The sequence below is a fragment of the Nocardioides marinisabuli genome (assembly GCF_013466785.1).
Lineage (GTDB): Bacteria > Actinomycetota > Actinomycetes > Propionibacteriales > Nocardioidaceae > Nocardioides > Nocardioides marinisabuli.
Map to the genome: position 1 here is coordinate 1,931,466 of NZ_CP059163.1, position 24,360 is coordinate 1,955,825.

The window sequence follows — 24,360 nt, forward strand, 5'->3', positions numbered from 1 at the left end:
GGGGCGACCTCAGGGGCGACGCAGGTAGACCCGCACCCGGGCGGCCGGTCCCTCGCCACGGCCGTTGGTGGCCCGCACCCGGAAGGTGTGCCAACCGGGCCGCAGGCCGTCCCAGACGAGCTGGGTCCGCGGCGCGGCGGGGATCCAGCCCTGGGTGGTGCGGTCCTCGCCGCCGTGCCGGACCCGGTAGGTGTGCACGGGCGACCCGTGCGGTTCGGCCCCGCCGTGCCAGCGCACGACGACCTCCCCGCGGCGCGGCCGCGCCTTGGCGCGCAGGTCCTGGGGTCGACCGGGCGCCTCGGCGCCGATCACGGTCGTGGTCCGCGAGCTCTCGTTGCCGGCGAGGTCGCGCGCGTAGAAGGTCACCTGGTGCGTGCCCTGCGGCACGCCGACGACCATCGCGTAGTCGACCGGCTCGATCGTGTCCTGCCCGGGCGCCATGAACGAGCCGTGCGGCACGAAGCCGGACCCGTCGTCGTACTCGTGCTCGGCGACCGGCTCGCCGTCGAGCAGCGCACCGAGGACGGCCAGGTCGTCGCCCTCGGCGAGCCACCCGGCGACGTACGCCGCCTCGAGCTGGCAGGGCTCGGACCCGGGGCAGGGGTCGAGGTCGATCCGCGGTGCGTCGGTGTCGGCAGGGGGCTGCTGCGCCGCGACGGCCACCGGGCCGAGCAGCGGCAGCATGGTCGCGGTGGCGCACAGGAGCAGGGCAGCGGGGAGGGTCCGAGATCGCACGGTGCGATCCTCCCACGGCGGGCGGGTGCTGGGTCGTGGTCCCGGTCGTGGTCCCGGTCGTGTGGCCAGGGACGCGCCCCGGCGCGTCCACAGGCCACGACCCGGGCCACGACCCGGGCCACGACCTCAGCCGTAGTGGACCGCCACCCGGTGCCCGCGCACCGTCTCGACGTGCACGTCGACGCCGTACAGCCCGCGCAGCACCTCGGGGGTGACGACCTCGGTGGGCGGGCCCTGCGCCACCACCCGGCCCCCGGCCATGGCGATGATCTCGTCGGACCAGCGGGAGGCGAAGTTGATGTCGTGCAGCACCACCACGACGCGGGCGCCCAGGGTGTCGGCGGCGGTGCGCAGCATCCGCATGATGGCCACGGCGTGGGTCAGGTCGAGGTTGTTCAGCGGCTCGTCGAGCAGCAGGTACTCCGTCTGCTGGGCCAGGGTCATCGCGATGAAGGCACGCTGGCGCTGGCCGCCGGAGAGCTGGTCGAGGAAGCGGTGGGCGAGCCCCGTGAGGTCGAGCCGGGCGAGCACGTCGTCGACGACCGCGACGTCCTCGGTGGTCGGTCGCCCCCGTGAGTGCGGGAAGCGGCCGAAGGACACCAGGTCGCGCACGGTCAGCCGGGCCGCGAGGTCGTGCTCCTGGCGCAGCACCGCCAACCGGGTCGCCAGCTCGCGCGAGCCGGCGCGGTGCACGTCGAGGTCGTCCACGTGGGCCGTGCCCCGCTCGGGGCGCAGCAGCCGCGCCACCACCGAGAGCAGGGTGGACTTGCCGGCACCGTTCGGGCCGATCAGGGCGGTGACGCCCGCAGTCGCGAGGTCGAGCGTGACGTCGTCGACGACCGCGGCGTCGTCGTACTGCTTGGTGAGCGAGCGGACGGTGATCACCGGCGGGACCTCCTGAGGACCAGGGCGAGGAAGAGCACGCCGCCGGCGAAGTCGATGATGATCGACAGGCCGGTGGCGTAGGAGAACACGCGCTCGAGGAGCAGCTGGCCCAGCACCAGCGTCACCACCCCGAGCGCGGCGGCGGTGGGCAGGCTGTGGCGGTGCCGGTGCCCCACGAGGCGGTAGGCCAGGTGGGCCACGAGCAGGCCGAAGAACGTGATCGGCCCGACCAGAGCGGTCGAGACCGAGACCAGGACCGCCACGGCCACCAGCACACCCATCACGGTGCGCCGGTGGTCGACGCCCAGGCTGGTCGCGACCTCACGCCCCAGCGCCAGCACGTCGAGGGTGCTGCGCAGGCGCCACACGGCCGCCACCGTCAGGGCCACGGCCAGCGCGGAGATCCCCAGCAGGGTCTCGTCGACGGTGTTGAAGGAGGCGAAGAAGGAGTCCTGCAGCACCGCGAACTGGGTCGGGTCGAGCATCCGCTGCAGCAGGCTGGTCACCGAGCGCAGGAGCGTGCCGACCACGATGCCCACGAGCACCAGCACGTGCAGGTCTCGGCGGGCGCCGACGAAGAGCCACTGGCTGAGCAGGGCCACCACCGCGACCATCACCGTCGTCTCGACGACCCACAGGACACGGGCGCCGTCGGTGCCGGTGACCGCGTTCTCGCTGGTGCCGACCGAGAACACCACCAGGGTCGCGACCAGCAGGTGCAGCGCGTCGAAGCCCATGATGCCGGGGGTCAGGATCGTGTTGGCCGTGACCGTCTGGAAGAGCACCGTCGAGACCGCCACGGCGACGGCCACCAGGGCCAGCGTCGCGACCTTGCGCACCCGCAGCTCCAGCACGTACTCCCAGGCCGGGGGCAGGTCCCACAGCACGAACGCCGCGCAGACCGCCAGCGCCGCGACCGCGCTCAGCGCCGTCGCGGCCCGGGCGCGGTGCTCGTGGGTGGCCCGCGGGGCGGGCGCGTACGCCGCCGCGGGTGCGTTCTCAACCGACACGGGAGGACCCCTTGAGGAGGAGCACCAGGAACACCACGCTGCCCACGACGCCGACGACCACGCCCAGGGGGATCTCGTAGGGGTGGCGCAGGGTGCGGCCCAGGACGTCGCAGACCAGCACGAAGCCGGCGCCGACGAGGGCCACCCAGGGGATGCTGCGGCGCACGTGGTCGCCGAGGAACAGCCGGACCACGTTGGGCACCACCAGGCCCAGGAACGGGATGACCCCGGCGGTCGTCACGACCACGGCGCTGACCAGCGCCACCACCACGAGACCGGTCATCAGCACGCGCCGGTGGTCGACGCCGAGACCGGTCGCGACCTCGGCGCCCAGGCCGGCGATCGTGAAGCGGTCGGCGACCACCCAGGCGACCACGGCCAGCCCGCCGGCGACCCAGAGCAGCTCGTAGCGACCGCGCAGGATGCCCGAGAAGTCGGCGGTGGTCCACGCGAGCAGTGACTGCACCAGGTCGTGGCGGTAGGCCACGAAGGAGGCGGCCGCCCCGACGACCCCGCCGAACATCAGGCCCACCAGCGGCACCATCACCGGCGAGCGCAGCGGCATCCGGCTCAGCAGCAGCAGGAACACGGCGGTGCTGGCCAGCGCGAAGAGGCTGGCCACGCCCGCCTTGGCGATCAGCGGCAGCCCCGGCGCGAACAGCATCACCACGACCAGGCCGAGGGTGGCGGAGTCGACCGTGCCGGCGGTGCTGGGGTCGACGAACCTGTTGCGCACCAGCACCTGCATGATCAGCCCGGCGATCGAGAGGGAGACGCCGGCCAGCACCAGTGCGGTGGTGCGGGGGCCGCGGCTGACCGCGACCAGCTCCCAGGCGCCGGGCTCGCCGCGCAGCAGCGCGGCGGGGGAGACGTCGCTGACCCCGACGAACAGGCTGACGAGGGCCAGCGCCGCCACCACGACGGCGCCGAGCAGCAGCGGGCCGGCGCCGGACCGCCGGCCCCGGCCGGCACGGCGTACCGCGTCGACCGGGGCCGGTGGGGGCGGGGCGGTGGCCAGCGACCGGGGTGCTGCGCTCAGGACGCGATCCCGTCGGCCACGTCGGAGACCATGGTGCGGGTGGCGGTCAGGCCGCCGCTGACGATGTACCAGGCCAGCGGGTCGAGCTGCACGACCTGGTCCTGCGACCACGCGGTGGTGCGCGCCACCAGGGCGTTGTCGAGCACCTGCTCGGCCGACTCGCCCGAGGTCTCGCCGATGGCGACGTCGCGGTCGACCACGAAGAGCCAGTCGGGGTCGGCCTCGGCGACGAACTCGAAGGAGACCGGCTCGCCGTGGGTGGCGGAGTCGATGTCGACGGCCGGCTCGACGCCCAGCGCGTCGTGGACCAGGCCGAAGCGCGAGCCGGCGCCGTACGCCGAGACCTCGCCGGCCGACGTCATCACGATCAGGCCGGTGCCGGCCTCGGCGCCCGCGGCGCGGGTCTCCTCGACCTCGGCCTCGAGGTCGGCGAGCGCCTGCTCGGCGGCGTCCTCCTCGCCGAGGACCGCGGCCAGCGACCGCACGTTGCGCTCGACCGAGCCCAGGTAGTCGCTCTCGTCGACCGACAGGTCGATGGTCGGGGCCAGCTCCTCCAGGTCGGGCATCGCCTCCAGGCTCCGCCCGGTCACGATGATCAGGTCGGGGTCGATCTCGGCGACGGCCTCGAAGTCGGGCTCGAAGAGGCTGCCGATGATCGGCGCGTCGTCGTACGCCGACAGGTAGTCGGGCAGCGCGAACTCGGGGACGCCGGCCACCTCGCCGCCCAGCGTGTCGATGGTGTCGAGGACGCCGATGTCGAAGGTGAGGACGCGCTCGGGGTCCTGGGGCACCTCGACGGGTCCCCGGGCGGTCTCGATGGTGACGGTGGCGCCGCCGCCGGCGTCGGTCGCGGTCTCCTCGGAGCCGCCGCAGGCGGTCAGGGCCAGGGCGGCGGGCAGGGCGAGGGTGGCCAGGGCGACCGAGGTCGGCCGGGGACGGCGCAGGTGCATCGGGGACTCCATCTTGAGAGGTGAGGCTTACCTAAGTAAGGCTACCCTCAGTGGAGCCGGGGTGTGCGAGGGGTCCCACCACGTGGCCGCTCGGGTCGTGGCCTGGGTCGTGGCCTGGGTCGTGGCTTGGGTCGTGTGCCCTCGGACGCGCCATGGCGCGCGCATGGCCCACGACCCGGACCACGACCCGGACCACGACCTGGACCACGACCCAGCCAGGAGCCGGCGCGGGGCGGAGAGCAGGTGCTCAGCCGCGGTCGAGGTCGACGGCCTCGGGGGTGTGCAGGCGCACCATGAAGCGGCGCACGTGCAGCGGGGCGGTGCGCCGGGTGGCGCGGCTGACCACGACCATCACCAGGAACGACAGCGGCACGCTCCAGGCGGCCGGTCGGCGCAGCAGGATCTCGACCCAGCCGTCGGCCCAGCCGGGGAAGAGGGTCAGCAGCGCCGCCAGCCCGGACCCGAGACCCCCGGCGGCCAGCCCCGCGAGGGCGCCCGCCGCGGTCAGCCCGCGCCACCAGATGCCGAGCAGCAGCAGCGGGCAGAAGGTGGAGGCGGAGACGGCGAAGGCGAGCCCGACGGTGGTCGCCACGCCGACCTGCGACTCCGAGAGCGAGACCACCGCCGGCACCACCACCGCCAGCACCGCGCCCACCCGGAAGGCGGCGACCCCGCCGAGCCGGCGCCCGGCGTACGGGCGGCCGGTGACGTCCTGGCTCAGCACGCCCGCGACCGCGATGGCCAGCCCCGACGACGTCGACAGGAACGCGGCGAAGGCGCCGCCGACCACCAACCCGGTCAGCAGGTCCCCGCCGAGGCCCGGGAGCATCAGCCGCGGCAGCTCGAGGACCAGCACGTCGGAGCGCCCGCTGGCCGCGAGCTCGGCGGCGTACACCCGCCCGAGCGCGCCGTAGACCGGCGGCACCATGTAGAAGACGCCGATCAGCACCAGCACCACCAGCGTCGTACGACGCGCGGCCCGGCCGTCGGGGTTGGTGTAGAAGCGCACCACCACGTGCGGCAGCCCCATCGTGCCCAGGAACGTGGCGACGATCAGCGAGTAGGTCAGGTAGAGCCCCATCGAGCCGGACTCGGCCAGCGGGCTCGACCACGACAGCGTCCGGGTCGCGCCGGCGTGCACCGCGGCCGGGTCGGCGCCGGGGCGGCCGTCGCCGGCCCACACGACCAGCAGCACGGCGGCCGGGACCAGCAGGGCGGTGAGCTTGAGCCAGTACTGGAAGGCCTGCACCAGGGTGATCGAGCGCATCCCCCCGCTGATGACGTTGACCAGCACCACCGTGCCCACCACCAGCGAGCCCAGCCACGTCGGGCCGCCCACGGCGCTGGCCAGGGTGATGCCGGCGCCCTGGAACTGCGGCAGCAGGTAGAGCCAGCCGATCGCGACCACCAGCAGCGAGCAGGCGCGGCGCACGGTCTGCGAGTCGAGCCGGGCCTCGGCGAAGTCGGGCAGCGTGTAGGCCCCCGAGCGGCGCAGCGGCGCCGCCACCAGGGTCAGCAGCACCAGGTAGCCCGCGGTCCAGCCGACCGGGTACCAGAGCATGTCGGCGCCGAAGGTGAGCAGCAGCCCCGCGACCCCCAGGAAGGAGGCGGCCGAGAGGTACTCGCCGCTGATCGCGGAGGCGTTCATCCGCGGCCGCACCGTGCGCGAGGCGACCATGAAGTCGCTGGTGGTGCGCGAGAAGCGCAGCCCGTAGGTGCCGATGGCCAGCGTCGCCACGCTGACCACCACGAGCGCGACGATGCCGGGCGCGGCGTCGAGGTCGGGGCTCACCGCCGCGGACCCCTCCCGGGCCGGGGGCCGGGGGCGCGGCCGGCCTCCATCAGCTCCACGAACGCGTCCTCGTTGCTCTCGGCGCGGCGCAGGTAGCGCCACCCGAGCAGCACCAGGAACGGGTAGGCCAGCACGCCCAGCAGCAGCCAGGCCAGCGGCAGGCCCAGCACCTGCACCTCGGTCAGCCCCGGCGCCAGCACGAACAGCACCGGCAGCACCCCCAGGCCCAGGACCAGCACCACCAGGGTGCGCACCGCGAGCCACAGCTGCTCGCGCAGCAGCGAGCCGAGGTAGAGCGTGCCGAGCGGGGTCTCGTCGTCGACCTCGCGGGTGCGCGCCAGCGGCGTACGCCGGCGCGGTGGGCCGGTGACCCGCACCCGGGCCGGCGGCTCGTTCACCCGCCACCCCGGCGCAGCAGGAGGTCGCGCAGCTCGCGGGTGTGGCGCCGGCTGACCCCCAGCTCGACGCCGGGGCCCCCGCCGGGTCCGGTGACCACGACCGAGCAGCGCCCGGCGTCCATCCGCACCTCGTGCACGTGGGCCAGCGAGACCAGCAGCGAGCGGTGGATGCGCACGAAGCCGGCGGCGGCCCACTCCTCCTCCAGCGTCGAGAGGGCGGCGCGCACCAGGTGGGAGCCGCCGGCGGTGTGGAGGCGCACGTAGTCGCCGTGCGCCTCGACGTGGGTGAGCTCGGAGCGGTGCACGAAGCGGGTCACCCCGCCGAGCTCGACCGGGATCTGGAGGTCCTGGTCGGCGGGGGAGCGGGTGTCGCCGCCACCGACGCGGCGCACGGCCTCGGCGAGCCGCTCGGCGCGCACCGGCTTGAGCACGTAGTCGACGGCCTGCAGGTCGAAGGCGTCGACGGCGTGGCCCTCGTGGGCGGTGACGAAGACGATCGCGGGCGGCTGCTTGAAGCGGGTCAGGACCTGCGCGAGCTCGAGGCCGCTGAGCCCGGGCATCTGGATGTCGAGGAACAGCGCGTCGACCTCCTGCTCCTGCAGCACCCGCAGCGCCTCGGTCGCCGAGTCGCAGGTCAGCACCTCCCCGACGCGCTCGTCGCGCTGCAGCAGGTAGGCCAGCTCGCCGAGGGCGGGCCGCTCGTCGTCGACCACCAGCACCCGCATGCGGGCGGCGGCGCTCACGCGTGCACCCCCGGGGCGAACTTCGGCAGCCGCACCACGACCTTGGTGCCGGCGCCGGGCGCGGTCTCGACGACCAGGCCGTGGTCGTCGCCGTAGACCGCGCGCAGGCGTCCGTCGACGTTGCCCAGCCCGACGGAGTCGAGCGACTGGTCGCCCGCGAGCACGCGTCGGATGTGCTCGGGGTCCTCCCCGGCGCCGTCGTCCTCCACCTCGATCACGCACTCCTGTCCCTGGTCGATGGCCGCGATCCGGATGTGGCCCCCGCCCTCGGCGGACTCCAGACCGTGACGCACCGCATTCTCGACCAGGGGCTGGATGCAGAGGAAGGGCACGGCCACGCTCAGCACCTCGGGCGCGATCGAGAGGGTGACCCGCAGCCGGTCGCCGAAGCGGGCCTGCTCGAGCAGCAGGTAGCGCTCCACCGAGCGCAGCTCCTCGGCCAGGGTGGTGTACTCGCCGTGGCGGCGGAAGGAGTAGCGGGTGAAGTCCGCGAACTCCAGCAGCAGCTCGCGGGCCCGGTCGGGGTCGGTGCGCACGAAGCTGGCGATCGCGCCCAGCGAGTTGTAGACGAAGTGCGGGCTGATCTGGGCGCGCAGGGCGCGCACCTCGGCCTCCATCAGCCGCGTGCGCGAGGAGTCGAGCTCGGCCAGCTCGAGCTGCCCCGAGACCCAGCGGGCCACCTCGTCGGCGGCGCGGACCAGCCCGGCCGAGGCGTAGGGGCCGAAGACCAGGAGCGCGCCGATGACCCGGTCGTCGACCACGAGCGGGCTGATCACCGCGGCCCGCACCGGGCAGCCGCCCTGCTTGTCGGCCGGGCAGGGCAGCTCGCGCCGCGAGACGACCTGGGTGCCGCTGCGGGCGAGGGCCTCGGCCACCAGCGCCGGCACCTGCGCGGCGTGGTGCTGCCCGGCGCCGTCCCAGGCCAGCAGCCCCGAGGTGTCGCTCAGGGCGATCGCGGGCGTGCCGAGGAGGGCGCGCAGGTGCTTGATGGAGCGCTCGGCGCTCTCGCGGGTCAGTCCAGCACGCAGGGCGGGCGCGGCCAGCGAGGCGGTGTGCAGGGTGCGGAAGGTCGCGCGGTCGGCGTCGGAACCGAGGTGCGTACGCCGCCAGGGGCGCGGCAGGCGTGCCACGGCGCGGCCCTCAGCCCTTGTTCATCGCCGGGCTCACCGGAAGTCGATGAGCAGCATCGAGGTGTCGTCGTCGGCGACCGAGGGCCGCGGCGCCTTGGTGACCTCGTCCTCGATGCGCGGCATGCTGCCGGTCGTGACGGTCCACGGCGGGTCGGACTGGTGGGTGTCGTCGATCTCGGCGGCGGCGCGCTGCTCGGGGTGGCCGGGGTGGCCGGGGGCCGGTTCGGGAGCCGCCAGCGGGCGCACCCGCGCCCGGAAGCACGAGGTCAGGTAGGGCAGCTGCATGCCGTCCATGCCGCGGCCGTAGTCGTCGTAGAGCGCCAGCACGTCGGCCAGCAGCCGCTCCCGCTCGGCGGCCTCGAGGGTCGAGACGGAGGACAGCGAGCCGACGTAGTCGAGGATCGACTCGCGGTCCAGGACCTGCCAGTGCTTGGCGGTGTGCTCCTCGGCGTCGTCGAAGAGGTCGCTGTCGGCCAGCGGGCGGGTCAGCTCGTCGAGCGGGTGCTCGGGGCCCAGGATCCGGCTGAGCTTGCGCACCCACGGGATGCGCACGTCGCGCTGGTGCCAGACCAGGGACAGGTGGCCCCCGGGCTTGAGCACCCGGGCGATCTCGGGCAGGGCCCGCTCGTGGTCGAACCAGTGGAAGGCCTGCGCGGCCACCACGACGTCGTACCCGCGGTCGGCGGCGGGCAGCTCCTCGGCGCCCGCCACGCTGGTGCGCACGCCGGGCAGGCGCTCGCGCAGCACGCCCAGCATCTGCTCGTCGGGGTCGGTGGCGTGCACCACGTGGCCCAGGGCCACCAGCTGCTCGGTCAGCCGCCCGGTGCCGGCCCCCAGCTCGAGCACGGTGAGGCCGCCGCGCTGCTCGCCGCCGCCGAGCCAGGCCGCGACGTCGCGCGAGTAGGTCGGGCGGCCCCGGTCGTAGGCCCGGACCACCTGCCCGAAGGATCGCGCGTGCAGGAGGGGATCACTCATCGGGGCGAGCGTATCGGCTCGCTACCCTCGACGCCGTGACCTCCGATCCCTTGTCCTGGCTGGTGTCGCTCGAGGGTGTCCCCAGCGGCCTGGCCGCCGCCCGCGACGGGATCGACGTCGTGCTGCGCGACCGCGGCCTGCGGCGCACCAGCCCCGAGACCACCGCCGAGTCGCTGCTGCGCGGCGCGCACGCCAGCGCCGTGCTCGAGGGGTCGACCTCGACGCTCGCCGAGGTGCGCGCCGGCGAGGGCGACGCGGTCGCCCAGGACTCGCTGCGCCTCTCGACCGAGCTGCTCTCGCTTGTGCCGACGCTGGGTCGCTCGCCGCTCCAGGCACTGGCCCGGCTGCACGCCCTCGCCTCCGCCTCGAGCCTGCCCGCCGAGGAGCGCGGTCGCCCCCGCGACGCCGGGTCCGCCGGTCGGCTGCGCGACCTGGCCGACCTGATCACCTCGAGCGCCGGCTCGCCGGGCCTGCTGGTGGCGGCCGTGGTGCACGCCGACCTCGCCACCGCCGCCCCCTTCGCCTCCCACAACGGCCTGGTCGCCCGGGCCGCCGAGCGCCTCGTGCTGGTGGCCCGCGGGGTCGACGAGAAGTCGTTGGTGGTGCCCGAGGCCGGCCACCTCGCGCTCCGGGAGGCCTACGAGTCCAACCTGCGCGGCTACGCCACCGGCGGCGACGCGGGCGTGCACTCCTGGCTGCTCTACGCCACCGAGGCGTACGCCGCGGCCGCGGAGGCGTCCCCGCTGCGGAGGCCGGCGGAGGGCTGAGCCCGCCAGCGTCGGGCAAGCAGATGGCCCCGGGAGCAGTGCTCCGCGGGGCCATCGCTGACACGTGTCCTGGCTGGCTACCAAGCGTGCACTCATAAGCTGTCTCGGAAGTGTTCCGTGGACAAGCGCCCTGTAGGAAGGGTGGATCGCCGCGTGGGTACCCCTGGTCACGTGTACGTCTATGGAGTTGGTACCCCCTTGTGTACGCCGATGTGACGCGCGACACAAGGGGACGGCATGAAAATGCCGAACCTCGTACCTGCGGGAGCACCCGCCCCGGAGGTGGCCGGGCGAGCGTGCGTCGGAGAGCTCAGGCGGTCGGGCCGCGGCGGCGCGCACCGGCCCAGACTGCCCCGCCCACGGCCACCGCGCCACCCACGGCGAGGGCGGCCAGGGTCGGTCGCACCCGCACCCGGCTGCGCAGCGCGACCGGGCGCATGAAGACCAGGACCGGCCAGTCGCGCTCGGTGGCGGTGCGGCGCAGCTCCTTGTCGGGGTTGACCGCGTGGGGGTGTCCCACGGCCTCCAGCATCGGGACGTCGGTCACCGAGTCGCTGTAGGCGTAGCAGTCGGCGAGGTCGTAGCCGCGCTGGGCGGCCAGCTCGAGGATCTCCACGGCCTTCTGCTCGGCGTAGACGTAGGTCGCGATCTCGCCGGTGTAGCAGCCGTCCTCGACCTCGAGGCGGGTGGCGACCACGGTGTCGGCGCCGAGCATCGCGCCGATCGGCTCGACGACCTCGGTGCCGGAGGCCGAGACGATCACGATGTCGCGTCCTGCGGCCCGGTGCTCCTCGATGAGGGCGACGGCCTCGTCGTAGACGATCGGGTCGACGACGTGGTGCAGGGTCTCGGCGACGATCTCGTTGACGGTCGCGACGTCCCAGCCCTTGCACAGCTGCGACATGAACTGGCGCAGCTTCTCCATCTGGTCGTGGTCCGCGCCGCCGACGAGGTAGACGAACTGGGCGTACGCCGAGCGCAGGACGGCGCGTCGCGAGATCAGCCCTCCCGCCTGGAAGGGCTTGCTGAAGGCCAGCGTGCTCGACTTGGCGATGATCGTCTTGTCGAGGTCGAAGAAAGCCGCGGAGGCGGTCATGGGTCGAGCCTAGGCGGTGGTGGCCACCGTGCGGGGCGGTCCGGGGCGGGCGCGGCGTGGGATGCGCCACCTCGGGCGCACACCCGGGCCGTGGCGCGGGGTCGTTCCACAGGGTCCGTACGACGTCGCGCCGGGCCGCTGCGGCCGGGGCAGCGTGGGCCCATGAGCCCACTGCGCAGCGCACCCCTCCCCACCGGTCCCGCCAGCCCCTCGGCCGAGGCCGAGCCCGACCCGCCGCTGGTGGTGACCCGCGACCGCGACCTGCTCGACGAGGTCGGGCGGCTGGCGGCCGCGGCCGGCACGGCGCTGGCCGCCACCGGTGAGCCCGCCCAGGCGCTGCGCCGCTGGTCCCGGGCGCCGCTGGTGCTGCTCGGCGCCGACCTGGCCGGGGAGATGGCGGTGCTGGGTCCGCCGCGCCGCCCCCGGGTGCACGTGGTCAGCACCCGGGCGGTGCCCGACGACCTCTTCCGCCTGGCCCTCGCCGTCGGGGCCGCCGACGTCTCCGACCTGCCGGACTCGGCGGGCTGGCTGACCGAGCTGCTCACCGACCTCGGCGAGGCGCGGGTGCGCCCGGCCCGGGTGGTGGCCGTGGTCGGGGGCTCGGGCGGGGCTGGCGCCACCACGCTGGCCTGCGCGCTCGGCCAGCGCGCCGCGCGGCGCGGACCCACCCTGGTCGTCGACACCGACGCGGCGGGCCCCGGCCTCGACCGGGTGCTGGGCCTCGAGCGGCGCGACGGCGTCCGGTGGGACTCGCTGGGGCGCACCACGGGCCGGCTCAGTGCCAGGTCGCTGCGCGACGCCGTGCCGCGCGAGGCCGACCTGGGCGTGCTGACCTGGCCGCCGGGCCGGGCCGACACGCTGGCCCCCTTCGCCGCCCGCGAGGCGCTCTCGGCCGCCCGGCGCGGGCACGAGACCGTCGTCGTCGACCTGCCGCGGGTGCTCGGCCCGGTCGCGGAGGAGGTGGTCGCGCACTGCGACCTCGTGCTGGTGGTCGTGGTCCCCACGGTGCCGGGGCTGGCCTCCGCGGCCCGGGTCTGCGCCCGGCTCGGCGACCCGGGCCGCACTCGCCTCGTCGTGCGCGGCTCGGCGGACCCGTCGCTGGTGAGCCGGGCCGTCGGAGCCCCCGTGCTCGCCGCGATGGGCGACCAGCGCGGCCTCGACGAGGCCGTGGACCTCGGGCGCGGCCCGGCGGCCTCCGAGCGCGGCGTGCTGGCCCGCACCGCCTCGGGGCTCCTCGACCGCCTCGAGGTCCTCGGCGAGGCGGCGTGAGCCAGGTGCCGACGGCCCTCGACACCGGCGACCTGGTCGAGGTGGTCCGCGACCACCTGGCCCGCGACCCGGGCCCGCTGACCCCGCACCGCGTCGCCACCGCGCTGCGCGCCACCGGCCGGCCCGTCGGTGACACCACGGTCCTGGCGGTCCACGAGGCGCTGCGTCGCGACGTGCTCGGTGCTGGTCCCCTCGAGCCGCTGCTGCGGCGCCCCGGCGTGACCGACGTGCTGGTCAACGGCGCCGCCCAGGTCGTCGTCGACCGGGGTCAGGGGCTCGAGCCGACCGGGGTCGTCTTCCCCGACGACGCGGCCGTGCGCCGGCTGGCCCAGCGCCTGGCCGCCGCGGCCGGGCGCCGCCTCGACGACGCCACGCCGTACGCCGACGTGCGGCTGCCCGACGGCACCCGGCTGCACGCGGTGCTGGCGCCGGTGGCCCGGCCGGGCACCTCGATCTCGCTGCGGGTGCCGCCGAGCCGGGCGATCCGCGTCGACGACCTCGTCGCCGACGGCGCGCTGCCGGCCGGCGGTGCCCGGCTGCTGCGCGCCGTGGTGGCCTCGCGGCTCGCCTTCCTGGTCACCGGCGGCACCGGCAGCGGCAAGACCACCCTGCTGGCGGGGCTGCTGGGCCTCGTCGACCCGGCCGAGCGGCTGGTGCTCGTCGAGGACTCCTCCGAGCTGCGGCCCGACCACCCGCACGTGGTGGGGCTCGAGGGCCGGCCCGCCAACATCGAGGGCGCCGGCGCCGTCGACGTGCGCACCCTGGTGCGCCAGGCGCTGCGGATGCGGCCCGACCGGATCGTGGTGGGGGAGGTGCGCGGCGCCGAGGTCGTCGACCTGCTGGCCGCCCTCAACACCGGCCACGAGGGCGGCTGCGGCACCCTGCACGCCAACTCCGCGGCCGACGTGCCCGCCCGCGTCGAGGCGCTGGCCCTGGCCGCCGGCCTCGACCGCGCCGCGACCCACAGCCAGCTGGCCTCGGGGGTGCACCTGGTCGTGCACCTGGCCCGCGGTCGCGACGGCGTACGCCGGGTGCGTGAGCTGGCCGTGCCCGAGCGCGGCCCCGACGGGCTGGTGCGGATGCTGACCGCCGCCCGGCTCGACGGCGACCGGGTGCAGGACGGCCCCGGCGCCCCGCGGCTGGCGGCGCTGCTCGAGCCCGCGGACCGGCCGTGACCGTGGCGGTGGGCGCGGCGGCCGGCCTCCCCGTGGGCCCGCCCGTCCTCCTGGCCGTCCTGGCCGCCGTCGCAGCGGCCGGGGCGGCCGCGCTGCTGGTCCGGCCCGACCCGACGAGGAACCTGCGGGGGCGCACGGGGACGGACGCGGGGAACGGCAGGGGGGAGGACACGGGGAACAGGAGGGGGAGCAGGTGGCTGGCGCTCGGCCTGCTGGGCGCGGCGGTGCTCGCGGCCGGTGGGGTCGCCCTGGTGCGGCTGCTGGCGCCCGTGCTGGTGGCGCTGGCGGCGGCCTGGGTGCTGCTGGTCCTGCACCGTCGTCGTCGCGCGGACCGGCTGGCCACCGAGCGCGCGGAGCGGGTGCGTGAGACCTGCGAGACGCTCGCCTCCGAGCTCGCCGCGGGCCGCCCGCCGGGCGCTGCGCTGGAGCGGGCCGCCGAGGAGTGGGCGGTGCTGGCCCCGGTCGCGGAGGCGCACCGGGTCGGGGCCGACGTACCGGCTGCGTGGCGGGCGGCAGGGGAGGTCCCGGGCGCCGGTGACCTGCGGCTGGTGGCCGCGGCCTGGCAGGTGGCCCACCGCACCGGCCACGGCCTGGCCCACGCCGTGGCCCGGGTGTCGGTCGACCTGCGCCGGGCGCGCGGGACCCGGCGGGTCGTGGCCGGCGAGCTGGCCTCGGCGCGCGCGACCGCGCGGCTGGTCGCGGTGCTGCCGGTGGGGGCGCTGCTGATGGGCTCGGGCGCGGGTGGCGACCCGGTCGCCTTCCTGCTCGGGCACCCCGTGGGCCTGGCCTGCCTGGCCGCCGGGGTGGCGCTCGCCCTCGCCGGCCTCGCCTGGATCGAGGCGCTGGCCCGCGAGGCCGGGCGCGGCGCGTGAGCCCCTGGGCGGTGGCGCTGCTGGCCGCCGCGGCCACGGCGGCGTGGGTGCCGCCCGCCCGTGGTCGCCCGTCGATCCTGGGCTCCGCCGGGGTGCCGGGCGGCGCCACGGGCGCCGCGGAGCCCGCTGCGGCGCAGGGCTGGATGCGCCGGCACCGCTGGCTGCTGGCCATGTGCGCCGCGGCGGTGGGCCCGACCGTCGTCGGCGGGGCGACCGGGGCCGTGGCCGGGCCGGTGCTGGCAGTGGTCGTCTGGGTCGTGGTCGGTCGCTCCGAGCCGCCGGCGCTGCGTCGCCGACGTGAGCAGGTGCGCCGCGACCTGCCCCACCTGGTCGGGCTGCTCGCGGTGGCGCTGCGGGCGGGGGCCGCCGCCGGTGACGCCGTGGCGGTGGCCGGGGCCGCCCTGCCCGGGCCGGCCGCCGACCACCTGCTGGCGCTGACCTCGAGGCTGGGCCTGGGTGTCGACCCGGGCGCGGTGTGGCACGACGTGGCGGGCGACCCGCTGCTGGCCCCGCTGGGCCGCGCGCTCGCGCGCGCCCACACCAGCGGGTCGTCGGTGGTCGAGGCGGTCGAGGACCTGGCCGACGCCCTGGCCCGCGAGGCCGGCGCCGACGCCGAGGACCTGGCCCGGTCCGTGGGGGTGCGGGCCGCGGTGCCCCTCGGCGTCTGCCTCCTGCCCGCCTTCGTGCTGGTCGGCATCGTGCCGCTGGCCGCCGGGCTGATGCGGACCCTGCTGTGAGCCGCCGGCGCTGCGGGCCAGGGGCCGTGCACAGGCGCTGCGTCGCGCGGGCCCGCCCACACGCCGCCTGCGGCCGGCCCCGGGGTGCGCCCGGGCGACCCAGGATCGGGGGACCGGTCGCGACCCCGCGGCCCCGACAAGGAGGAGCACCCGTGCACCACGACCCCGACCACACCCAGCACCCCGACGACGCCCGGCCGCCCGACCCGACCCGCGGCGACGACGGCATCACCACCGCCGAGTACGCCGTCGGCACCGCTGCCGGCGCCGGCCTGGCCGGTCTGCTCTACGCGATGCTCACCGGCGGCTTCGGCGACCAGCTGCTCACCACCCTGTTCGACCACGTGCTCGGCCTGCTGGGCATCGGGTGAGCCGCGGGTCGCGCCGCCGGCACCCGCCGCGTGCTCCGGGTGGCCCGCGTGGCCCGGGTGGCCCGGGGGCGCGACCCGAGCGCGGCGCCGTGACCGCCGAGCTGGCGATGGTGCTGCCGCTGCTGCTGGCCGTCGTGGTGGCGATGACCTGGCTGCTCAGCGTCGGCCTGGCCCAGGTCCGCGTCGTCGACGCGGCACGCGAGGCCGCCCGGGCCCTGGCCCGCGGCGACGACCAGGCCCGCGCGGTCGCGCTGGCGGCGCAGGTGGCGCCACCGGGCAGCCGGGTGGCGGTGGCCCGGGCCGACGGCACCGTCGTGGTCACCGTGACCGGCACGGTCAGCGGGCCGGGCGGGCTGCTCGCGGCGCTGCCGGGCGCCGAGGTGTCGGCGGCCGCGACGGCGCTGGAGGAGCAGGCACCGTGACCCGCCCACGGGCCCGGTGCGGGGGCCGGGCCGTGCCCGACGAGGCCGGTGCCGCCACCGTGCTGGGCGTCGCCCTGGCCGGCCTGCTCCTGCTGCTCGGGGTCGCCCTCGCCGAGCTGGGCGCCGTGGTCGTCGCCCACCGCCGCGCCCAGGCCGCCGCCGACCTCGCCGCGCTGGCCGGCGCCACCAGCCGGGCCGACGGGTGCCTGGCCGCCGACCGGGTAGCCCTGGCCAACGGGGCGGCGCTCACCGCCTGCACGCCCGAGGGCAGCGCGGTGCTGGTCACCGTGCGCGTCGACGCCCCGCCGGGGCTCGACCGGGTGCTGGTCATCGAGGCCCGGGCCCGGGCCGGCCCGGCGCCCTGAGGGCCCGTCAGTGCGAGGCGGCGTCCTCGTCGGGGTCGCGGCGGCGCTCGGCCTCGACGGCGTCGAGCTTCTGCGACAGCTCCTCGAGCTGCTTGTGCTCGCGGCGTGCCTGCAGCGAGCGGCGGGTGCCGATGCGGATCAGCACCACGCCCAGCAGCACGGCGACGCCCGAGGCGAGCCCGAGCAGGAAGAGCGTGGGCGCGCCCACGTCGACGCCGAGCACCTGGACGACCCCGACCGCGTTCTCGGCGGTGAGCACCCCGGCCAGGATCGTGGCGACACCGGCGGCGAGCAGGATCAGACCCAGGACGACCATGCGCGGAGCCTAGGCCATCGCGTCGGTGGCCGGGCCGGCCTCGGCGAGCAGCACCTCCAGCAACCGGGCCGCCCCGGTCTTGTCGAGCGGGTTGTTCTGGTTGCCGCACTTGGGCGACTGGATGCACGAGGGGCAGCCGGCCTCGCACTCGCACGACACGATCGCCTCGCGGGTCGCGCCCAGCCACGCGCGGGCGGTGCGGTAGCCCCGCTCGGCGAAGCCGGCCCCGCCCGGGTGGCCGTCGTGCACGAAGACGGTCAGCACCCCGGTGTCGGGGTGCCGCGCGGTGGAGACGCCACCGATGTCCCAGCGGTCGCAGGTCGCGAAGAGCGGCAGCAGGCCGATCGAGCAGTGCTCGGCCGCGTGTGCCGCCCCCGGCAGGTCGCCGGGGTCGATCCCGCTGTCCTCGAGCACGTCGTCGGGCACGCTCCACCACACCGCGGTGGTGCGCAGGGTGCGCTCGGGCAGGTCGAGCGGCTCCTCGCCGACGACCTCGCCCCCGGGCTGGCGGCGCAGCAGGTAGGAGACGACCTGGTGGCTCACCGCCACCTCGCCCACCGAGAGCCGGCACCGGCCCCAGTCGGTGTGCTCGCGCTCGGCGAGCACGCTGATGTCGGTGATCTCGCGGGCCGAGGTGGAGTGGTCGGGCTCGGCACGCTCGATGACCGCCACCGACTCCTCCAGGTCGAGCGAGGTGACCAGGTAGGTCTCGCCCCGGTGCAGGTAGACCGCCCCGGGGTGGGCGGTGCCGTGGGCGCTGCCCGCGTCGACGGTGCCGACGACCCGGCCGGTCCCGGCCTCGACCAGCTGCACCGGGCGCCCGCCCGCGGAGCGGATGTCGGCGAGGTCGGCCGCGCGGCGACGGTCGGTCCAGAACCAGCCGTTGGCCCGGCGGCGCAGCAGCCCCGCGGCGACCAGCTGGTCGAGCACCGCCCGGGCGGTCGGGCCGAAGAGCGGCAGGTCGGCCTCGGTCAGGGCCTGCTCCTGCGCGGCGGCGCACAGGTGCGGGCCCAGCACGTAGGGGTTCGAGACGTCGAAGACGCTGGCCTCGACCGGTCGCCCGAACAGCGCCTCCGGGTGGTGCACCAGGTAGGTGTCGAGCGGGTCGTCCCGCGCCACCAGCACCGCTGCCGCGTCCCGGGCGCCGCGCCCCGCGCGGCCCACCTGCTGCCACAGCGCCGCCCGGGTGCCGGGGAAGCCGGCCATCAGCACCGCGTCGAGCCCGCTGACGTCGATGCCGAGCTCGAGGGCGTTGGTGGCGGCCAGGCCCAGCAGCTCGCCGGCCCGCAGCTGCTGCTCGATCGCGCGGCGCTCCTCGGGCAGGTAGCCGCCCCGGTAGGACGCCACCCGGCCCGCGAGCGCGGGGTCGACTTCCTCGAGCAGCCCGGCGGTGGTCAGCGCGACCTGCTCGGCGCCGCGCCTCGAGCGCACGAAGGCCAGGGTGCGCACGCCCTCGACGACCAGGTCGGTGAGCAGGTCGGCGGTCTCGGAGGACGCCGCGCGACGCACCGGCGCGCCGTTCTCGCCGGCGTACGACGTCAGCGGGGGCTCCCAGAGCCCGAGGGCCACCGAGCCGCGCGGGGAAGCGTCGTCGGTCACGGCGTGCACCGGCAGCCCGGTCAGGCGGCCCGCGGCGTCGGCGGGCTCGGCCACCGTCGCCGAGGCCAGCACGAAGGTGGGTGCGGAGCCGTGCAGGGCGCAGACCCGGCGCAGCCGGCGCAGCACCTGCGCCACGTGGGCGCCGAAGACGCCCCGGTAGTGGTGGCACTCGTCGACGACCACGTAGCGCAGCGTGCGCCAGAAGTGGTGCCAGTGCTCGTGGCCGGGCAGCAGGCTGCGGTGCAGCATGTCGGGGTTGGTCAGCACGTACTCCGCGTGGTCGCGCGCCCAGTCGCGCTGCTCGCGGGTCGAGTCGCCGTCGTGGGTGGTCACCCCCAGGCCCAGCCCGAGGCCGCGCAGCGACGCCAGCTGGTCCTGGGCCAGGGCCTTGGTCGGCGCCAGGTAGAGCGTCGTCGCCCCGCGCTGGCCGCGCCGGCCGCGGGCACCCAGAAGGGTGGTCAGGGCCGGCAGCTGGAAGGCCAGCGACTTGCCCGAGGCGGTGCCCGTCGAGACCACCACGTGCCGCCCGGCCCACGCCGCCTCCGCGGCCTCGACCTGGTGCTCCCAGGGGCGTGCCACGCCCCGGGCGGCGAAGGCCTCCACGACCCCCGGGTCGGCCCAGCCGGGCCAGTCGGTCGAGCGCCCCGGACGCGCCGGGAGCCGCTCCAGGTGCGTCAACCGGCCCTCGCGGGAGGGCAGGGAGGCGAGTCGCTCGACGACGTCGCCGACGCCGCCCGGCGGCGTCCGCAGGGTCCGCCCCGGGGCAGGGGGACGGGGGGCGTCGGAGGGGTCGGCGGGCACGTCCCGATGGTCCCAAACCCCGCCGACACCGCTGCCTCCAGCAGGGTCGCGGACCGGTCCGGGCCGACACGATGTGGGACCGGCTCTTTACTGTGGTGTGCGTGCGGGTGCCGCACGTGGTTTCATATGCCTGATCCGATGCTCGGGACCGGGGGCGTCCCGCCGCCTCCGAGCGCCAGTGCAGCTGACAGGGAGTAAGACGTGGACCTCACCCTTGCGACACGCGATGCCGATGGCAAGACCATCGTTGCGGTCGGCGGGGAGATCGACGTCTACACGGCTCCCAAGCTGCGTGACAAGATCACCGAGCTGGTCGCCGCCGGCGTCTACGACCTCGTCGTCGACATGGAGGCCGTCGAGTTCCTCGACTCCACCGGTCTCGGCGTGCTGGTGGGCGGGCTCAAGAAGGTCCGTGCCCACGACGGCTCGCTCCAGCTGGTCTGCACCCAGGACCGGTTGCTCAAGATCTTCCGGATCACCGGCCTGGCGAAGGTCTTCGTGATCCACGAGTCGGCCGACGACGCGCTCGCCGCCAACTGAGCCGACCGCTCCCGCACCACCGCCGCACCGCGGCCGCAGCAGCGCCGCGCTCGGCGCCGGCGTACGTCGCCGCGCCGCCCCGTCGAGCCCGCTCTAGCGGCCTGAGGGCAACGCACGTAGGGGATGCGCGCCACGACACGATGTGGCGCAGGTCACATCGGCGTGCTTTCCGGGTGCCTGATCTGCGTAGAGTCTGCCTCGTTCCGTGAGACCTGGGTCACACCTGGTGGCCCCGACCCGCACGACCGAGTCGCAGGAGGCAGCACATGACGGGATTCGCTCCCGCTGTCGTGGACGTCACCGGTGGGAACCTCGTCCTGGTCATCGTCGTCGCACTGATCGCGCTCGGCGCGCTCGCGATGGCGGCGATGTTCAGGCAAGAGGTCCTAGCCGCCGGTGAGGGCACCGACAACATGAAGACCATCGCCCGCGCGGTCCAGGAAGGAGCCAACGCCTACCTGACCCGCCAGTTCCGGACCCTCGCGATCTTCGCGGCCATCGCGTTCTTCGCGCTGCTGCTGCTGCCGGCCGACGACGCCGTGGTGCGGATCTTCCGCTCCGTGGCCTTCCTCGGTGGCGCGGGGTTCTCCGCGGCCGTGGGCTACCTCGGCATGAGCCTGGCCGTGCAGGCCAACCTGCGCGTGGCCGCCGCCGCCGAGACGCAGGGTCGCGACCCGGCGATGCACATCGGCTTCCGCACCGGCGCGACCGTCGGCATGCTGACCGTCGGTCTCGGCCTGCTGGGCGCGAGCCTCGTGGTGATCTTCTTCCAGGACAACGCACCCAAGGTGCTGGAGGGCTTCGGCTTCGGCGCCGCCCTGCTGGCGATGTTCATGCGTGTCGGTGGCGGCATCTTCACCAAGGCCGCCGACGTGGGTGCCGACCTGGTCGGCAAGGTCGAGCAGAACATCCCCGAGGACGACCCGCGCAACGCCGCGACCATCGCCGACAACGTCGGTGACAACGTGGGCGACTGCGCCGGCATGGCCGCCGACCTCTTCGAGTCCTACGCCGTGACCCTGGTCGCCGCGCTGATCCTCGGCTCGCAGGCCTTCGGCGACAAGGGCCTGGTCTACCCGCTGCTGATCCCCGCCATCGGTGCGCTGACCGCGGTCGCGGGCGTCTACCTGACCCAGCCCCGTGCCGGCGAGAGCGGCCTGAAGACGATCAACCGGGCCTTCTACCTCTCGGCCGGCATCGGCGCGGTCGGCTCGGTGCTGCTGTCCTTCGTCTACCTGCCCGGCGACTGGGCCTCCCTCGGCGTCGACGTGAGCGCCGAGGCCAGCCCGCGGGTCTTCGCCTCGGTCTCGGTGGTGATCGGCATCGTGCTGGCCGCCGCGATCCTCTCGCTGACCGGCTACTTCACCGGCACCGAGCACCGCCCGGTCAAGGACGTCGGCAAGACCTCGATGACCGGCGCCGCCACGGTGATCCTCTCCGGCCTCGCGGTCGGCTTCGAGTCGGCCGTCTACACCGCGCTGGTCATCGGCGCCGCCGTCTTCGGTGCCGCGCTCATCGGCGGGCAGGTGGCCCTCTTCGGCGTCGCGCTGGCCGGCTGCGGCCTGCTCACCACCGTCGGCGTCATCGTCGCGATGGACACCTTCGGGCCGGTCTCCGACAACGCGCAGGGCATCGCCGAGATGTCCGGCGACGTCAGCCCCGAGGGCGCGCAGATCCTCACCGAGCTCGACGCGGTCGGCAACACGACCAAGGCGATCACCAAGGGCATCGCGATCGCGACCGCCGTGCTGGCCGCCAGCGCGCTGTTCGCCTCCTACACCCAGGACGCCTTCGAGAAGTTCGCCGAGGTCGCCAACGACGCGGACATCAGCCCGTTCTTCGAGGGCTTCTGGGTCTTCGACGCCAAGGTCCTCGTCGGCGCGCTGCTCGGCGCCAGCGTGGTCTTCCTGTTCTCGGGCCTGGCCATCAACGCCGTCGGACGGGCCGCGGGCGCGGTCGTCTACGAGGTGCGCCGCCAGTTCCGCGAGATCCCCGGGATCATGGAGGGCACCGGTCGCCCGGAGTACGGCAAGGTCGTCGACATCGTCACCCGCGACTCGCTGCGCGAGCTGGCCACGCCCGGCATCCTCGCGATCCTGGCGCCGATCGCGGTCGGGTTCGGGCTCGGTGTCGCCCCGCTGGCCGGCTTCCTGGCCGGTGCGATCGCCACCGGCACGCTGATGGCGGTCTTCCTGGCCAACGCCGGCGGCGCCTGGGACAACGCCAAGAAGCTCGTCGAGGACGGCCACCACGGCGGCAAGGGCTCGCCGGCCCACGAGGCGACCGTCATCGGCGACACCGTCGGCGACCCGTTCAAGGACACCGCCGGCCCGGCCATCAACCCGCTGCTCAAGGTGATGAACCTGGTCTCGCTGCTGATCGTGGCCGCGATCGTCGACCTCTCCTACGGCGAGGGCGAGAACGACGTGGTGCGCATCCTCATCGCGATCGTCGCCGCCGGCGGCATCGCGGTGGCCGTCTACATCTCCAAGCAGCGCCCCACGGTGATGGGCGAGGAGGAGCCGGCCGTGGCTGCTCCGCCGGTCGGCGGCACCCCGCCGGGCGGTCCCACCACCTGAGGTCCTGCGACCGCTCCGACGAACGCCACAGCCCCCGCCCGGTCCTCCGGGCGGGGGCTGTGTCGTGCCTGGTCGGTCGTGGTGCTCCAGGACCGGGCGTGCGGGGCTACCTCTTCCGCTTCTTCAGCACCCGCACCACGACCTTCCGGGCCCGGGAGTCCGCGGTGGTCTCGGAGCCCAGGTAGCCCACGCGCAGCGTGTGCTTGCCCGTGGCGAGCTTCTTGATCCGCACCTTCTTGGAGCCCTTCGCGATGGAGAAGGTCTTCAGGGTCCGCCCACCCTCGGTGATCGCGACCTTGCCGTCGGGGCTGGCCGGCGCCGCGTCGACGGTGATGGTGAGCACCGCCGCCCTGCCCTGGCGGATCTTCTTCCTCGCCGCCTTCGCGGTGGTGCTGGTGGTGGCCCGCGCCACCGGCAGGGCGGCGGTGGTGAAGCTGCCCGGCGCGTAGCCGGTGCGGGTCGCGGTCACCCGCAGCGCCAGGTCACGGCCCAGGTCGGCGACCGTGACGGCGTACGACGAGGCGGTGGCGCCGCTGACGGGCGAGCCGTCGCGCAGCCACTGGTAGGCGACGACGGGGGTCTCGCCGGCGCCCCAGGTGCCCGGGGTCGCGGTGAGGGCCTGGCCCAGCGCCGCGGTGCCGGTGACGCGCGGCTGGAGGGTGGCGACGATGGCGTCGCCGAGGGTCGCGGTCAGCGCGTTGCTGTCCACGGTCGCGCTGGTCCAGCCCTCCTTGGTGCCGGTCACCGTCGCGCTGACGGCGTGGCCGAGGTCGGCGGGGGTGAGCTGGTAGGCCGCCAGGGTGGCGCCCTCGACGGGCGCCCCGTCGCGCAGCCACTGGTAGCCGTGGGCGACGCCGTCGGTGTTCCACGCCGGGTCGCTGACGGTCAGGACCTTGCCGACCTTGGGGGTGCCCGAGACGGTCGGCTGGGAGGTCGCGCCGAGCTCCTCGGCGGGCGCTGCCGGGATCGGCAGGTGGTTGGTGAGCACGCTGACCAGCGGCAGCCCGGCCAGGACACCGGTGACCTGCACGTAGATCGTGGTGCCGGCCTGCTCGAGGCCGGGCACGAACGTCTGGCCGGTCGCCCCGGGGATCGCGGCGTCGTCGGCGAACCACTGGTAGGTCGTCGAGACGCCCGGCAGGCTCCACACCGGGTCGAGCACCTGCAGCAGCGACCCGACGCCGGGGATGCCGGTCAGCCGGGGCAGCTGCGTCGCCTCGAGCGGGTCCGTCGTGCTGCCGCCCCCGCCGCCACCGCCGCCGGGCACGAGGACCCGCACCACGCCGGTGACGGCGTCGACGGGCAGGAAGCCGAGCACCTTCCCGGTCACGACGGCCTGCAGGTTGCTGCCCGCGTCCGCGAGGGTCGGCAGGTAGGAGTCGCCGGTGGCGCCGTCGATCGGCTTCCCGTCGCGCAGCCACTGCACCGACTCGGTCACGGTCAGGAGCCCAGTCAGGTCGGGGAAGCCCCAGGACGGGCGCTGCAGGCCGAGCAGGGTGCCCGGCTGGGCCGTGCCGTCGAGGGCCCCGAGGATCGCGGCCGGGCTGAGGATCTCGAGCAGGCCGAACGCCCGGTGCTCGCTCGCCCACGCCGAGGACGGCGGGGCCGCCGGGGCCGCGGTCGCGGGCGTGGCCAGCCCGGCGCCGGAGGCGACGAGGGCGGTGGTCAGTGCGGCGCCCAGGCCGGCGCCGAGCCGGGTCCGCAGGCGGGTGTGCGGGGTGCGTCGAGCTCGGTTCATGTGGGTTCCCTCCCCATGGTGGTCGCCGCTCCCCGGGCTCCCGACCGGTCGCGGAG

24 protein-coding genes are annotated in these 24,360 nt (G+C 75.6%); 10 read left to right on the forward strand and 14 right to left on the reverse strand.

The window, feature by feature from the left end; translation table 11 throughout:
- Positions 1-9 precede the first annotated feature (9 nt).
- The 10 genes from H0S66_RS09265 to H0S66_RS09310 form a co-directional block, all read right to left on the reverse strand.
- Entirely contained in the window at positions 10-735 is a 726-nt protein-coding gene (locus H0S66_RS09265) for a fibronectin type III domain-containing protein (RefSeq protein WP_179615136.1), read from the reverse strand.
- 126 nt (positions 736-861) lie between these two features.
- Entirely contained in the window at positions 862-1,620 is a 759-nt protein-coding gene (locus tag H0S66_RS09270; RefSeq protein ID WP_179615137.1) for an iron ABC transporter ATP-binding protein, read from the reverse strand.
- Positions 1,617-2,630 (reverse strand): iron chelate uptake ABC transporter family permease subunit, encoded by a 1,014-nt coding sequence (locus H0S66_RS09275; RefSeq protein ID WP_218876269.1) that lies wholly within the window; start codon positions 2,628-2,630, stop codon positions 1,617-1,619. The genes H0S66_RS09270 and H0S66_RS09275 overlap by 4 nt, the downstream gene beginning before the upstream one ends.
- Positions 2,620-3,549, reverse strand: a complete 930-nt coding sequence (locus tag H0S66_RS09280; RefSeq protein ID WP_218876270.1) for an ABC transporter permease — start codon at positions 3,547-3,549, stop codon at positions 2,620-2,622. The genes H0S66_RS09275 and H0S66_RS09280 overlap by 11 nt, the downstream gene beginning before the upstream one ends.
- A 116-nt stretch (positions 3,550-3,665) precedes the next feature.
- A complete protein-coding gene (locus H0S66_RS09285) occupies positions 3,666-4,631 on the reverse strand; it encodes a siderophore ABC transporter substrate-binding protein (protein ID WP_218876271.1) in 966 nt (321 codons plus the stop codon).
- 235 nt (positions 4,632-4,866) lie between these two features.
- Positions 4,867-6,411: a sodium/solute symporter gene (locus H0S66_RS09290; protein ID WP_219633640.1), complete on the reverse strand. Its 1,545-nt coding sequence runs from the start codon at positions 6,409-6,411 to the stop codon at positions 4,867-4,869.
- Complete coding sequence (locus tag H0S66_RS09295; RefSeq protein ID WP_179615138.1) at positions 6,408-6,809, reverse strand: hypothetical protein; 402 nt, start codon at positions 6,807-6,809, stop codon at positions 6,408-6,410. The genes H0S66_RS09290 and H0S66_RS09295 overlap by 4 nt, the downstream gene beginning before the upstream one ends.
- On the reverse strand, positions 6,806-7,552 hold the full coding sequence (locus H0S66_RS09300; RefSeq protein WP_338037241.1) for a LytR/AlgR family response regulator transcription factor: 747 nt from the start codon (positions 7,550-7,552) through the stop codon (positions 6,806-6,808). Before H0S66_RS09300 ends, H0S66_RS09295 begins: the two co-directional genes overlap by 4 nt.
- Positions 7,549-8,682, reverse strand: coding sequence for a sensor histidine kinase (locus H0S66_RS09305; RefSeq protein WP_179615139.1), 1,134 nt, complete (start codon positions 8,680-8,682; stop codon positions 7,549-7,551). Before H0S66_RS09305 ends, H0S66_RS09300 begins: the two co-directional genes overlap by 4 nt.
- A 33-nt stretch (positions 8,683-8,715) precedes the next feature.
- On the reverse strand, positions 8,716-9,657 hold the full coding sequence (locus H0S66_RS09310; RefSeq protein ID WP_179615140.1) for a class I SAM-dependent methyltransferase: 942 nt from the start codon (positions 9,655-9,657) through the stop codon (positions 8,716-8,718).
- 35 nt (positions 9,658-9,692) lie between these two features.
- Here H0S66_RS09310 and H0S66_RS09315 point away from each other — a divergent pair, with 35 nt between their 5' ends.
- Complete coding sequence (locus H0S66_RS09315) at positions 9,693-10,424, forward strand: Fic family protein (protein ID WP_179615141.1); 732 nt, start codon at positions 9,693-9,695, stop codon at positions 10,422-10,424.
- A 310-nt stretch (positions 10,425-10,734) separates the two neighbouring features.
- Here the strand turns inward: H0S66_RS09315 and H0S66_RS09320 are convergent, their stop codons facing one another.
- Positions 10,735-11,520, reverse strand: coding sequence for an HAD family hydrolase (locus H0S66_RS09320; RefSeq protein ID WP_179615142.1), 786 nt, complete (start codon positions 11,518-11,520; stop codon positions 10,735-10,737).
- Positions 11,521-11,682: 162 nt separating this feature from the next.
- Here H0S66_RS09320 and ssd point away from each other — a divergent pair, with 162 nt between their 5' ends.
- The 7 genes from ssd to H0S66_RS09355 all read left to right on the forward strand — a co-directional run bounded on the left by ssd (position 11,683) and on the right by H0S66_RS09355 (position 16,731).
- Positions 11,683-12,789, forward strand: a complete 1,107-nt coding sequence (gene ssd / locus H0S66_RS09325; RefSeq protein ID WP_179615143.1) for a septum site-determining protein Ssd — start codon at positions 11,683-11,685, stop codon at positions 12,787-12,789.
- Entirely contained in the window at positions 12,786-13,964 is a 1,179-nt protein-coding gene (locus H0S66_RS09330) for a TadA family conjugal transfer-associated ATPase (RefSeq protein WP_179615144.1), read from the forward strand. Before ssd ends, H0S66_RS09330 begins: the two co-directional genes overlap by 4 nt.
- A complete protein-coding gene (locus H0S66_RS09335; RefSeq protein ID WP_179615145.1) occupies positions 13,961-14,836 on the forward strand; it encodes a type II secretion system F family protein in 876 nt (291 codons plus the stop codon). Before H0S66_RS09330 ends, H0S66_RS09335 begins: the two co-directional genes overlap by 4 nt.
- On the forward strand, positions 14,833-15,573 hold the full coding sequence (locus tag H0S66_RS09340) for a type II secretion system F family protein (protein WP_179615146.1): 741 nt from the start codon (positions 14,833-14,835) through the stop codon (positions 15,571-15,573). Before H0S66_RS09335 ends, H0S66_RS09340 begins: the two co-directional genes overlap by 4 nt.
- A 152-nt stretch (positions 15,574-15,725) precedes the next feature.
- Positions 15,726-15,944, forward strand: coding sequence for a DUF4244 domain-containing protein (locus H0S66_RS09345; protein WP_179615147.1), 219 nt, complete (start codon positions 15,726-15,728; stop codon positions 15,942-15,944).
- 89 nt (positions 15,945-16,033) lie between these two features.
- Positions 16,034-16,366 carry a TadE family type IV pilus minor pilin gene (locus tag H0S66_RS09350; protein ID WP_219633641.1) on the forward strand — a complete coding sequence of 111 codons (333 nt, stop codon included), beginning with the start codon at positions 16,034-16,036 and terminating at the stop codon, positions 16,364-16,366.
- A complete protein-coding gene (locus H0S66_RS09355; RefSeq protein WP_258017191.1) occupies positions 16,363-16,731 on the forward strand; it encodes an Rv3654c family TadE-like protein in 369 nt (122 codons plus the stop codon). The genes H0S66_RS09350 and H0S66_RS09355 overlap by 4 nt, the downstream gene beginning before the upstream one ends.
- Positions 16,732-16,738: 7 nt before the next feature.
- Here the strand turns inward: H0S66_RS09355 and H0S66_RS09360 are convergent, their stop codons facing one another.
- Both H0S66_RS09360 and H0S66_RS09365 read right to left on the reverse strand, forming a co-directional pair.
- Positions 16,739-17,047 carry a hypothetical protein gene (locus H0S66_RS09360; RefSeq protein ID WP_179615148.1) on the reverse strand — a complete coding sequence of 103 codons (309 nt, stop codon included), beginning with the start codon at positions 17,045-17,047 and terminating at the stop codon, positions 16,739-16,741.
- Positions 17,048-17,056: 9 nt separating this feature from the next.
- The gene (locus tag H0S66_RS09365) at positions 17,057-19,396 is read right to left on the reverse strand and encodes a DEAD/DEAH box helicase (protein WP_179617294.1); all 2,340 of its coding nucleotides are present in this window, start codon (positions 19,394-19,396) and stop codon (positions 17,057-17,059) included.
- A 252-nt stretch (positions 19,397-19,648) separates the two neighbouring features.
- Between H0S66_RS09365 and H0S66_RS09370 the strand changes: the two genes are divergently transcribed.
- Together H0S66_RS09370 and H0S66_RS09375 are read left to right on the forward strand one after the other, a co-directional pair.
- Positions 19,649-19,987 carry an anti-sigma factor antagonist gene (locus H0S66_RS09370; protein ID WP_179615149.1) on the forward strand — a complete coding sequence of 113 codons (339 nt, stop codon included), beginning with the start codon at positions 19,649-19,651 and terminating at the stop codon, positions 19,985-19,987.
- A gap of 266 nt (positions 19,988-20,253) precedes the next feature.
- Entirely contained in the window at positions 20,254-22,566 is a 2,313-nt protein-coding gene (locus tag H0S66_RS09375; protein WP_179615150.1) for a sodium-translocating pyrophosphatase, read from the forward strand.
- Positions 22,567-22,672: 106 nt separating this feature from the next.
- On the opposite strand, the gene H0S66_RS09380 is transcribed toward H0S66_RS09375, so the two are convergent.
- Entirely contained in the window at positions 22,673-24,304 is a 1,632-nt protein-coding gene (locus H0S66_RS09380; RefSeq protein ID WP_179615151.1) for an Ig-like domain repeat protein, read from the reverse strand.
- Between the last annotated feature and the right edge of the window lie 56 nt (positions 24,305-24,360).

Bases quoted from the DNA above. Each gene is read 5' to 3' on its own strand.
- H0S66_RS09285 (WP_218876271.1), bottom strand. From the start codon at position 4,631: ATGGAGTCCCCGATGCACCTGCGCCGTCCCCGGCCGACCTCGGTCGCC.
- H0S66_RS09310 (WP_179615140.1), bottom strand. From the start codon at position 9,657: ATGAGTGATCCCCTCCTGCACGCGCGATCCTTCGGGCAGGTGGTCCGG.
- H0S66_RS09320 (WP_179615142.1), bottom strand. From the start codon at position 11,520: ATGACCGCCTCCGCGGCTTTCTTCGACCTCGACAAGACGATCATCGCC.
- ssd (WP_179615143.1), top strand. From the start codon at position 11,683: ATGAGCCCACTGCGCAGCGCACCCCTCCCCACCGGTCCCGCCAGCCCC.
- H0S66_RS09360 (WP_179615148.1), bottom strand. From the start codon at position 17,047: ATGGTCGTCCTGGGTCTGATCCTGCTCGCCGCCGGTGTCGCCACGATC.
- H0S66_RS09375 (WP_179615150.1), top strand. From the start codon at position 20,254: ATGACGGGATTCGCTCCCGCTGTCGTGGACGTCACCGGTGGGAACCTC.
- H0S66_RS09380 (WP_179615151.1), bottom strand. From the start codon at position 24,304: ATGAACCGAGCTCGACGCACCCCGCACACCCGCCTGCGGACCCGGCTC.